Below are 10,377 nucleotides of genomic sequence, written 5' to 3'. Positions count from 1 at the left end.
AAACGACTCCTTTTTCATGCACCTTATATTTTACTATAGATTGTGGAAAAATACCACGGCTATTCTGATTAAGATAAAGGGAATCACAGCATATGTAAAAAAGTGCTGCTGTCATGTAGAAAAAATGGAAATAATTTGTTTATGGAAAGTGAAGGAGAATACTGATTCAGTTTTCCACCGGACAGGACACGTTTTCTGAAGGATTTCCGGTGGATTCCGTTTACACACATAGGTTATCCACAGGAAAACATGCTTTAAAAAGGATAAATAAAGGAGTTTCTCCACTTTCCACAGCTTTCCATATGGAAAAAATGGGGAAACAGGAAGTGTGGAATCCTGTATTTTGTGGAAAAGTGGAAAACAATGGATATCAACAGATGCTTTTCCATCATTGTATACACATGAAAAGTATGATAAATAAAGGTTATGAGAAGCTTTTCTACAGTTTCCACATATGGTGGAAAACTATGATATGTATTCTTGTGGAAGAATCGTGGAAAATCTCTTGCATCGGGATAAACAGCTGATATCCTCTGCTTCATATTATGAATTGGAGTTGAAAGCCAAGTTTTCCACCGTAAACGGAGTGTTTTGTTGAAAACCCTCTGAATGATAATATACAGGACAATTTGCGAAGTGAATTGTGTTCTTTTCCAACTTCCTATATAATAGATGAGATGATTATATAGGATGTGATGATATGAACTGGTTTGAAAAAAGTACAAAACGCATGATTCAGCACCGTCTTGCCTCTACCTATCAGATGAGTCTGCTGCTGGAGCTGTTTCTGGCACTGCTTTCGTTTGTTTTGATTGCGGATAAGCTTTCCTCCCTATCCGTCTTCTTCGGAATTCTCGCTGTGGTTGTAGCGGCAAGAATTATCTTCCTGTACGCAGTCATGAGTCTGCGTGTGGAAACCAGAATTGTTTACGGCATCATGCTGCTGCTTCAGGCACTGATTTCCACCGTTTTATTTTTTTATGCAAGTATCTTTATATTTATAGTGGTTTCTGCTTTTATCGTGCTGCTGTTCCCTATTTTTACACATGCCTTCTGTCGAAAAATGGCATGGATTGACAAATAAACGTATTTTCAAATATTTTTAATGAATTATTGACTTTGACAGAGTTTTTATGTATAATTTTAAAGCAATGCTCAATTTGTATAAAATGATAAAGAAGAAGTGGAGGTGGCTCTTGTGAAAAGAACATATCAACCGAGCAAAAGAAAACACCAGAAAACTCATGGATTCAGAGCCCGTATGGCTACAGTAGGAGGACGTAAAGTATTAGCGCGTCGTCGTGCCAAAGGTAGAAAAGTGTTATCAGCATAAAAAATCACCCTGTGGTGATTTTTTTTCGCCTTGTCAAAGTGAAGGATTCCTCTGTTTCAGGTGCTTTCCTGCCGTACGTTATTGCTTTTTCCCCTGATTTAGGCTATGATTAAGCGTATGATGCTGTGAAAGCGTATAGCAGGCAGAAAACGGCATCAGGGAAGCGGAAGACAGAAAGGAAGAACTGCATGAAAAAGGAATATCGTGTGAAAAAAAGCCAGGAATTCGCCGAGATTATGAATTACAAAAAATTTTACACCTGTCCTTCCTTTGCTATTTATGTGAAGCCGCGAAAAGAAGATCATGCAAGAGTAGGAATTTCCGTTGGTAAGAAAATGGGAAAAGCAGTTGTACGTAATAAAATCAAGCGTCAGGTACGCATGATGGTACAGGATATTTACAGTTTTGAAGAGAAATTTGATACGATTATACTCGTTCGCGTAAAATATCATGAAGAAAATTATATAAACAACAAAAAACTCTTGGAAAGATTGGTTAAAAAAGTTAAAATATAAAGGTAGGCAAACTTAGCGAGGAGACAAAAAGATGAAAGATTTTTTTAGAAACAAAAAGAAGTTTCTTCTGGTCGTTATGCTGATGGTCGTGACACTGACCGGATGTAGTGTTCCGCGTGGGCAGAATGGTAAGACATATGTCAATTCCATTTACACGAACAATGACGTTCAGGTGAAACGCGGAGATGTTGACATTCCAGACGACAAAGAACTTCAAAAGAAGTATAAGGATTATAAAGCAGATGATTTGATTACAATCGAAAAAACAACATTCTCGGATGCAATGGACGAGGGATGGTTCAACGGGCTGATCGTATGGCCGATTGCATTCCTGATTAACTTTGTAGCAGATTTCAGTGATGCAGGTATCGGTATCATTGCAGCGACCTTCCTGATTCAGCTGCTGATCTTCCTGTTCTCAATCAAATCACAGGTAGCATCACAGCGTATGCAGTCCATTCAGCCGGAAATGAATAAGATTCAGGCGAAATATGCAGGCAAAACCGATGACCGCTCCAAGATGCAGCAGGCGCAGGAAATGCAGGCGCTCTACAGCAAATACAAAATCAATCCGTTTGGAACACTGCTGGTAACGTTTATACAGTTCCCGGTAATTCTGGGTATGTATCAGGCGACGATGCGCGCGTACAGCGTGGTAACCGGTTCCTTCCAGGGAATCAACCTGGCTAAGACGCCGATCGAAGGGTTTAACTTAGGTAATTACTGGTATGTTGTCATCTTTGTTCTGATGGTAGCCTTCCAGCTGTTGTCCTTCAAAATGCCGCAGTGGCTGCAGGAACACAGAAAGAAAAAGATGCATGTCAAAGAGAAAAAATATGCAGAGCCTAAGAAAAAGGGCGGAAATGGTATGATGGGCTCCATGAACATGATGATGTACATGAGTACCGGTATGATTGCCATCTTTGCAATCAACTGGCCGCTGGGTATGTCCTTCTACTGGCTGGTAAACTCTCTTGCAAGAGTTATCCAAAATATTGTAATCCACAAATTCTTTATCAAAGATTAGGAGGATAACAGGATGAAATCGTATACTGGCAAAAATCTGGAAGATGTATTGAAGCAGGCTGCCGAGGATAAGGGAGTAAGCGTAGAAGAGCTCACTTATAATGTTACAGAAGAAACCTCAGGCTTTCTGGGTCTTGGCAGCAAAACAACCATAACGGCTTACTGTAGAAATGATATTCGTGAATTCATGAAAGCATATCTGCAGACCTATTTCGAAGGTATTCATATGGAAGTGTCCATTGATGTGGTGGATGACGGTGAATATTTCCGTGTTAATCTGGACGCTGAGAACAACGCTATTCTGATTGGAAAGAACGGACAGACATTACAGGCAGTCAATACTGTTCTGAAATCTGCTTCTTCCAGTGAGTTTAAGCGCCGGATTGGTGTACTGATTGATATCAACGGATATAAGGAAGAGAAATATCAGAAAGTTTGTTCATTGGCTCTTCGAGTTGCGAAAAGCGTACAGAGGACAAAAACTGATGCAACACTGGATCCTATGCCGGCCGATGAAAGAAAGGCTATTCACAACTATTTAGCCAATATGAAGCATATTGCTACCGTCAGTGAAGGTGAAGGTAATCAGCGGCGTCTGAAAATCGTTTACAGCGAAGATAATGCATAAAAAACAGGGAGTCATGCAAGACAGCATGGCTCCCTTTCCATATGCGAAATTTGTCGAATGTGAGTTTTTTTAATTATAGAAAAGAGGATGAGCATGGAAGTTTATAAAAAAGAAGCTACAGAGCTTGAAGAACAGCTTCTTATACTGCGCAAACAGGGGAGACCGGAGGAGATTCTTCAAAAGGCTTCCCGATTACTGGAAATTGCGCAGCTTCATCAGGATCCCTACTACATTGCAGCTGCATTGTATTTTCAGGCATATTATGAATTTTCAAGAGGAAATTACAAAGAATGTCTTCAGCACTGCTTTCAAAGTGAGGAATACTGTGAAAAAAATGAATATCTGAAAATTCTTGCATACATACATAATCTACAGGGAATCGTTTATTCTGATCTGGGGGATTTTCTCACCTCCCTGCATTTTCTTCTAAAGGCTTATTATCTCACAATGGATCATCCGGAATTCGAATATCATTATGCGATTATTAACAATCTGGGAACTTTGTTTCATGATATCGATTGTGAACAAAGAGGAATTGAATACTTCATACGGGCATTTCAGGAACGAAGAAAAATGCATCTTGAATTTTCACTGAATGACGGTATTATATTAACGAATATTCTGATGGTATATATGAAAATGAACCGCGCAGCAGAGGCAGCTCCCTGGTATGAAACATTCTTACGCTATTTCAAAGACAATGACCATGTGGTACTGACAGAGAATAGAATTATGATCAGCATATTCGAATTGTGGCACAGAAAGGATATAGCGAAATTAAAGCAAAGATTATATGATTTTCTGGAGGCTGCTCCCCATACATCTGATTATAAAAATACAGTGAGAAACTATATGGATTGTATTCACATCTGCATTTCATTAAAATTAAAGGATCAGGCATATCTGCTATATCGCAATCTTGAAAAAATGGAATCTCATCATCCAAACTCTATCAATTCCGCAAGACTAGCAGATATCAAGGTGGAGCTGGCAATGCAATTTTGCTCCAAAGAGGAACTATTTCTCCATCTGCTGGAAGCCTATCGTCTCAATCGAAAGGCAAGAGAGCAGGAAAAACGCAATAATCTGCAAAGTATGATGAATAAAATGGATTTGGAAAACGCACTCTACGAACAGCATATTATCCTGCAGCGAAATGAAGAGCTTCTTCGCAGCAACAAACTGGATCCCTTTACCGAGGTATTGAATAAAACTGCCTTTCGCAACCATGTGCTGGAGGCGATTCGTGGTAAAAGAGCAGACGAAAAGGGTGCTTTCTTTATACTGGATATTGATAATTTCAAAATTATCAATGATACCTGTGGACATCTTGTGGGTGATCAGGTAATCATGAAGGTCGCAGCTAATCTTCAGAATAATCTAAGAGAGGAAGATCTAGTCGGCAGAATCGGCGGTGATGAATTTTGTATGTATCTGAATCATATCTCATGTATTGAGGATATTGAAAAGAATGCTTTACGTATTATAGATAATATACGCAATCTGAATATCAGTAAGCTGCAGAAGCAGCTTACTGTCAGTATGGGAATTTGTATTGTGGATACAGAAAAGGATTTTGAAGATATCTTTATGAAAGCGGATCATGCTCTTTATGAAGCTAAGGCAAATGGGCGTGACCAGTTTGTTGTCTATAAAAATGACTATTTCAGTCAGATCATGCAGAAAAAAGAAAAGCGCAAGGACCGCCATGAGGTCACCGTCAATGATATTCTACCAAAGGTATTTGAAATGCTGAATGTATTCGATAAACGGGATGAGCTGCTGGCACAGACGATGGAATTTATCTGCCGTTCCATGAATGTGAAAAATATATTTCTGCTTCGCTTTGAAAATGAAGCATATTCCATGGGCAGAGTTTATATATATGACCTGGAAAGGAATAAGGCATCCAAGCATGTTCATATTCAGACGGATCCAGCATACCTAAAGGCTTTTGATGACAGACACCTTTACTATCAGAATCAGATTAACGTAAATGATATCCGTTATATAAATGCGTATGAACAATATCAAATTCAGGCAACACTGCAGCATCAGATTTTGTACGATCATAGAATGATAGGTGTACTTGGTATGAATGATCGAAGAATTCATGAATGGAATGAAGATGATCTATCGCTGATTCGTAATCTTTCCTATGCATTTGCGACCTACCTGATTGCAATTGAAAAATAGGGATAAGGTGAATCTGAGAAATATAATAAAAACATGGAGTCTAAACAATTTGCAGTTCTGATTGAACGAAAAACAGACGCATTTCATCCAATGTAAGAATAGGAAGAGGAAGTACGCAGCAATGTCTTCTTCTTTTCTTTATGTATTGGAATTATTTTAGTTTTTTAAGTACATAGTACTATATTGCTTGTGAACAAATAAACAAGGTGTTATAATCAAGATGTTGAAGTGAGCGGAAAGTGGTACTGACCGTAAACATCAAACATCGATCGCTGACGATCTGCTTCTAAAGGAACAGCCTGAGGAAAAAGACGGGAATGCAAATAGTTTTTACTGTATTCTTGTTTTTTTATAGGACAAGAATTTTTTTAATGGAGGAGGATGTTATGGAAACTAGAGTTGCTGTTATCGGTATCATTGTCGAAAATACGGAGTCTGCTGAAAAAATCAATTCCATACTTCATGAATATGCACAATATATTCTTGGTCGTATGGGAGTGCCGTATCAGAAAAGAGGGATTTCTGTTATCAGTATTATCATAGATGCACCTCAGCCTGTCATTTCTGCATTATCCGGTAAACTGGGGAAATTAGAGGGTGTCAGTACAAAGGCACTGTATTCCAATGTGATGGAGAATATAGATGGATAATGTTTCTTTTCTGATCGAAAAGCTGTATATGGAAGGCTGGCTAAGAGATGAAGAATTTCTTGAGGTACTTATACATCATGGTGAGAATGAAATAAGAAATCTGCTTGCGGAGTATGCAAGAAAAACAGCGCACAGATACTATGGAAATAAGGTGTATACCCGTGGATTGATAGAGTTTAGCAACTACTGTCGCAATGACTGCTATTACTGCGGTATCCGCCGCAGCAATTCCCATGCGCAAAGATACCGTCTGAAAAAAGAGGATATCCTTACCTGCTGTGATGAAGGCTATAATCTTGGATTTCGTACCTTTGTCCTGCAGTCCGGGGAGGATGGATATTATACGGATGAGCTTCTGATTGAAATCATAACTGATATAAAACGGCGGTATCCGGATTGTGCTATCACATTATCACTTGGAGAAAAAGAGAAGGAGAGCTATCAGTGCTATTATGATGCAGGTGCAGATCGTTACCTGCTGCGTCATGAAACAAGCAATGCACAGCATTATCGTTGTCTGCATCCAAAAGAGCTTACCAGTGAGCATCGCAAGCAGTGCTTAAGAGATTTGAAGGCGATCGGTTTTCAGACCGGCTGCGGAATCATGGTCGGCTCTCCCTCACAGACGCTGAGGCATATTGTAGAGGATTTGCATTTCATGAAGGAGCTTCAGCCGGAAATGGTGGGAATCGGGCCTTTTCTTCCGCATCATGATACACCGTTTTACAATGAACCGGCCGGCAGCTTCACGCTGACACTGACACTGCTTTCCATTATCCGTCTGATCCTGCCGGATGTACTTCTTCCGGCGACTACAGCTCTGGGTACGATTGATCCACAGGGAAGAGAACAGGGGATTTTAGCAGGTGCCAACGTTGTGATGCCCAATCTCAGTCCGGTAGCTGTGAGAAAGAAATACATGCTGTATGATGATAAAATCTGTACCGGTGATGAAGCAGCCGAATGCAGAGTATGTCTTTCCAATCGTATGAAGCGTATTGGATATGAACTCGTAACAGATCGCGGCGACAGTATAAGAAAGTTAGAGGAAAAACGTATATGTACAATAAACATTCACTGAAAGCAACGGAATTTATTGACGATGAGGAAATCAAAGAAACACTGCGCTTTGCACAGGAAAACAAACACAATAAGGAATTGATCAGCTCCCTGATTGAGCGAGCCGCAGATTGTAAGGGGCTTACACACAGAGAGGCTGCGGTGTTATTGGAATGTGATCTTCCTGAGGAAAATGAAAAGATGTTTACGCTGGCAAAACAGATCAAGCAGAAGCTGTATGGCAATCGCATTGTTATGTTTGCTCCGCTGTATCTTTCCAACTACTGTGTTAACGGCTGTGTATACTGTCCCTATCATTATAAGAACAAGCATATTCGAAGAAAAAAGCTGACGCAGGAAGAAATAAGGCAGGAGGTTATTGCCCTGCAGGATATGGGACACAAGCGACTTGCTCTGGAAACAGGAGAGGATCCTGTTCACTCACCGATTGAATATGTACTTGAGAGTATTAAAACGATTTACGGCATCAAGCATAAGAATGGAGCTATTCGCCGAGTGAATGTAAATATCGCGGCAACAACTGTGGATAATTACCGAAAGCTGAAGGAAGCAGGAATCGGTACGTATATCCTGTTTCAGGAAACCTACAACAAACAATCATATGAACAGCTGCATCCGAACGGACCGAAATCAAACTATGCCTACCACACGGAGGCAATGGATCGTGCCATGGAGGGCGGTATTGATGATGTCGGCTGTGGGGTATTGTTTGGATTGAATATGTATCGTTATGACTTTGTAGGACTTTTAATGCATGCTGAGCATCTGGAGGCGGTTCACGGCGTTGGTCCGCATACAATCAGTGTTCCACGTATCTGTCCTGCTGACGATATAAATCCGAATGAATTTTCAAATGCCATCAGTGATGAGATATTTACAAAAATTGTTGCTGTATTGCGAATTGCTGTACCATATACCGGTATGATTATCTCTACAAGAGAATCACAGAAAACAAGAGAAAAGGTTCTTGATCTCGGTATTTCTCAGATATCCGGAGCTTCTTCCACCAGTGTCGGCGGCTATGCAGTACCGGAAAAGGAAGAGGAAAACAGTGCGCAGTTTGATGTGAGTGATAACCGTACCCTGGATGAGGTGGTTAACTGGTTGTTGAAGCTGGGCTATATACCGAGCTTCTGTACGGCATGCTATCGGGAAGGAAGAACAGGGGACCGCTTTATGAGTCTGGTAAAATCCGGACAGATTGCGAACTGCTGTCATCCAAACGCATTATTGACACTGCGGGAGTATCTGGATGATTATGCAAAAGAGGATACAAAAAAGCTTGGCAGTGCCATAATAGATCGGGAGCTGTTACATATTCCAAATGAGAAAGCAAGAGAAACCTGTGCCTCCTATCTGCATTCCATTGATAATGGAAAACGGGATTTCCGGTTTTAATATGAGTCTTCAGGACACACCCAATGCAGTACGTCTGCATATTGGCATATTTGGAAAACGAAACAGCGGGAAGTCCACACTGTTAAATGCCATTACGAAGCAGAAGGTCTCTACCGTTTCTCCTGTGGCGGGGACAACCACGGATCCTGTAGTAAAAGCGATGGAGCTTCATGGTCTTGGACCGGTGGTATTTTATGACACTGCAGGCTTTGATGATGAAGGGGAACTGGGGAATCTGCGTGTTGAAAAAACAGTGGAAGTCACTCAGAAAACAGATATGGCAATTCTGGTATTCCGTGACATGGATATTTCCTGGGAAATGACATGGTATAAGAAGTTAAAAGAAAAACAGATTCCTGTTCTTTGCATATGGAATCAGGATGCTGAAGATGAGAAAGCATATGCGGATGTGGTTACACAGATTGAGAAGAAAACAGGTAGTGACGTACTTATTGCAAATGTGAAGGAGCTGGTGACGGATGATGTTCGTCAGGCTTTGATTCGTCTGCTTCCCTCTGATTTTACGGAAGAAACGATCACCGGACATCTGGTACAGGAAAATGATCTTGTTCTGCTTGTTATGCCGCAGGATATACAGGCTCCAAAGGGAAGATTGATCCTGCCGCAGGTACAGACAATTCGCGATCTGCTGGATCACAAATGTATTATTCAAAGCTGTACAAGCGATACGATAGATGCGGCTCTTTCAGCTTTGTCAAAGCCGCCGAAGCTGATAATCACAGACTCACAGGTGTTTCCTCTTGTATATGAAAAAAAGCCGGAGGAAAGTTTGTTGACCTCATTCTCCGTACTATTCGCAAAATACAAAGGGGATATCCAATATTTCATAAAAAGTGCAAAGGCTATTGATCAGCTGACTGTAAACAGCAGAGTTCTAATTGCCGAAGCCTGTACACATGCCCCACTTGCGGAGGATATCGGCAGGGTTAAGATTCCTGCTATGCTGAAGAAAAAATATGGAGACGGCTTGCAGGTGAATATTGTCAGCGGTACGGACTTTCCGAAAGAACTGCAGGACTATGATTTCATCATTCATTGCGGTGCCTGCATGTTTAATAAAAAATATGTTCAATTCAGAGTGGAACAGGCAAAAAAGGAAGGAATACCGATGACGAATTACGGAATTGCTATCGCATATATGAAAGGGATACTGGAGCATATTATATATTGATAAGCAAAATAAAAAGTGAATGCTCAACTCATTTACTTGATTCATTACAATGAAAGAGTAACACAGCTGTTTCATAAGTACAGACTTATGGAGCAGCCTTTTGTTATATGTTCCTTTTTAAAAACATCATATGGCGCATGCCTTCCTTTTTATAATTGAAACCGAATTTGCAGGACTTAGAAAATAACAAATATTATAGAGTTTTCATAGATGAAAGATACCACATAGGAGAAGATAAATACAGCAGTATGCAAAGGCTCTTTTTCGGTTATAGAAAAAGCTAAAAAAAGCAAAGAGGAAAGAAAGTCTGAATCGTGGAATTGATGGGGTGATTACAAAAAAGAGAATTCAAATTATTG

The 10,377-nt window shown here is 40.3% G+C and carries 10 protein-coding genes; all 10 read left to right on the top strand.

Translation table 11 applies throughout. The annotated features are described in order from the left end of the window. Window positions 1-700 precede the first annotated feature (700 nt). The 10 genes from G4D54_23090 (at window position 701) to hydF (ending at window position 10,018) form a co-directional block, all read left to right on the top strand. Window positions 701-1,084, top strand: coding sequence for a hypothetical protein (locus G4D54_23090; protein QJA05125.1), 384 nt, complete (start codon window positions 701-703; stop codon window positions 1,082-1,084). A 114-nt stretch (window positions 1,085-1,198) separates the two neighbouring features. Beyond that, window positions 1,199-1,333 carry a 50S ribosomal protein L34 gene (gene rpmH / locus G4D54_23085; GenBank protein ID QJA05124.1) on the top strand — a complete coding sequence of 45 codons (135 nt, stop codon included), beginning with the start codon at window positions 1,199-1,201 and terminating at the stop codon, window positions 1,331-1,333. Between the two features lie 188 nt (window positions 1,334-1,521). Beyond that, complete coding sequence (rnpA, locus tag G4D54_23080) at window positions 1,522-1,848, top strand: ribonuclease P protein component (GenBank protein ID QJA05123.1); 327 nt, start codon at window positions 1,522-1,524, stop codon at window positions 1,846-1,848. 31 nt (window positions 1,849-1,879) lie between these two features. Further along, window positions 1,880-2,875 (top strand): YidC/Oxa1 family membrane protein insertase, encoded by a 996-nt coding sequence (locus G4D54_23075; GenBank protein ID QJA05122.1) that lies wholly within the window; start codon window positions 1,880-1,882, stop codon window positions 2,873-2,875. A gap of 12 nt (window positions 2,876-2,887) precedes the next feature. Next, window positions 2,888-3,502: a KH domain-containing protein gene (locus tag G4D54_23070; protein QJA05121.1), complete on the top strand. Its 615-nt coding sequence runs from the start codon at window positions 2,888-2,890 to the stop codon at window positions 3,500-3,502. Between the two features lie 93 nt (window positions 3,503-3,595). Then, window positions 3,596-5,698, top strand: coding sequence for a diguanylate cyclase (locus G4D54_23065; protein QJA05120.1), 2,103 nt, complete (start codon window positions 3,596-3,598; stop codon window positions 5,696-5,698). 386 nt (window positions 5,699-6,084) lie between these two features. Further along, window positions 6,085-6,348: an iron-only hydrogenase system regulator gene (locus G4D54_23060; GenBank protein ID QJA05119.1), complete on the top strand. Its 264-nt coding sequence runs from the start codon at window positions 6,085-6,087 to the stop codon at window positions 6,346-6,348. Next, window positions 6,341-7,429, top strand: a complete 1,089-nt coding sequence (hydE, locus tag G4D54_23055; protein ID QJA05118.1) for a [FeFe] hydrogenase H-cluster radical SAM maturase HydE — start codon at window positions 6,341-6,343, stop codon at window positions 7,427-7,429. Before G4D54_23060 ends, hydE begins: the two co-directional genes overlap by 8 nt. Continuing rightward, a complete protein-coding gene (hydG, locus tag G4D54_23050) occupies window positions 7,408-8,826 on the top strand; it encodes a [FeFe] hydrogenase H-cluster radical SAM maturase HydG (GenBank protein ID QJA05117.1) in 1,419 nt (472 codons plus the stop codon). The genes hydE and hydG overlap by 22 nt, the downstream gene beginning before the upstream one ends. 1 nt (window position 8,827) lies before the next feature. After that, window positions 8,828-10,018, top strand: a complete 1,191-nt coding sequence (gene hydF / locus G4D54_23045; GenBank protein ID QJA05116.1) for a [FeFe] hydrogenase H-cluster maturation GTPase HydF — start codon at window positions 8,828-8,830, stop codon at window positions 10,016-10,018. Window positions 10,019-10,377 lie beyond the last annotated feature (359 nt).

Source organism: [Clostridium] innocuum (assembly GCA_012317185.1).
Taxonomy (GTDB): domain Bacteria; phylum Bacillota_I; class Bacilli_A; order Erysipelotrichales; family Erysipelotrichaceae; genus Clostridium_AQ; species Clostridium_AQ innocuum.
This window is presented reverse-complemented; position numbering and strand designations above follow the sequence as displayed.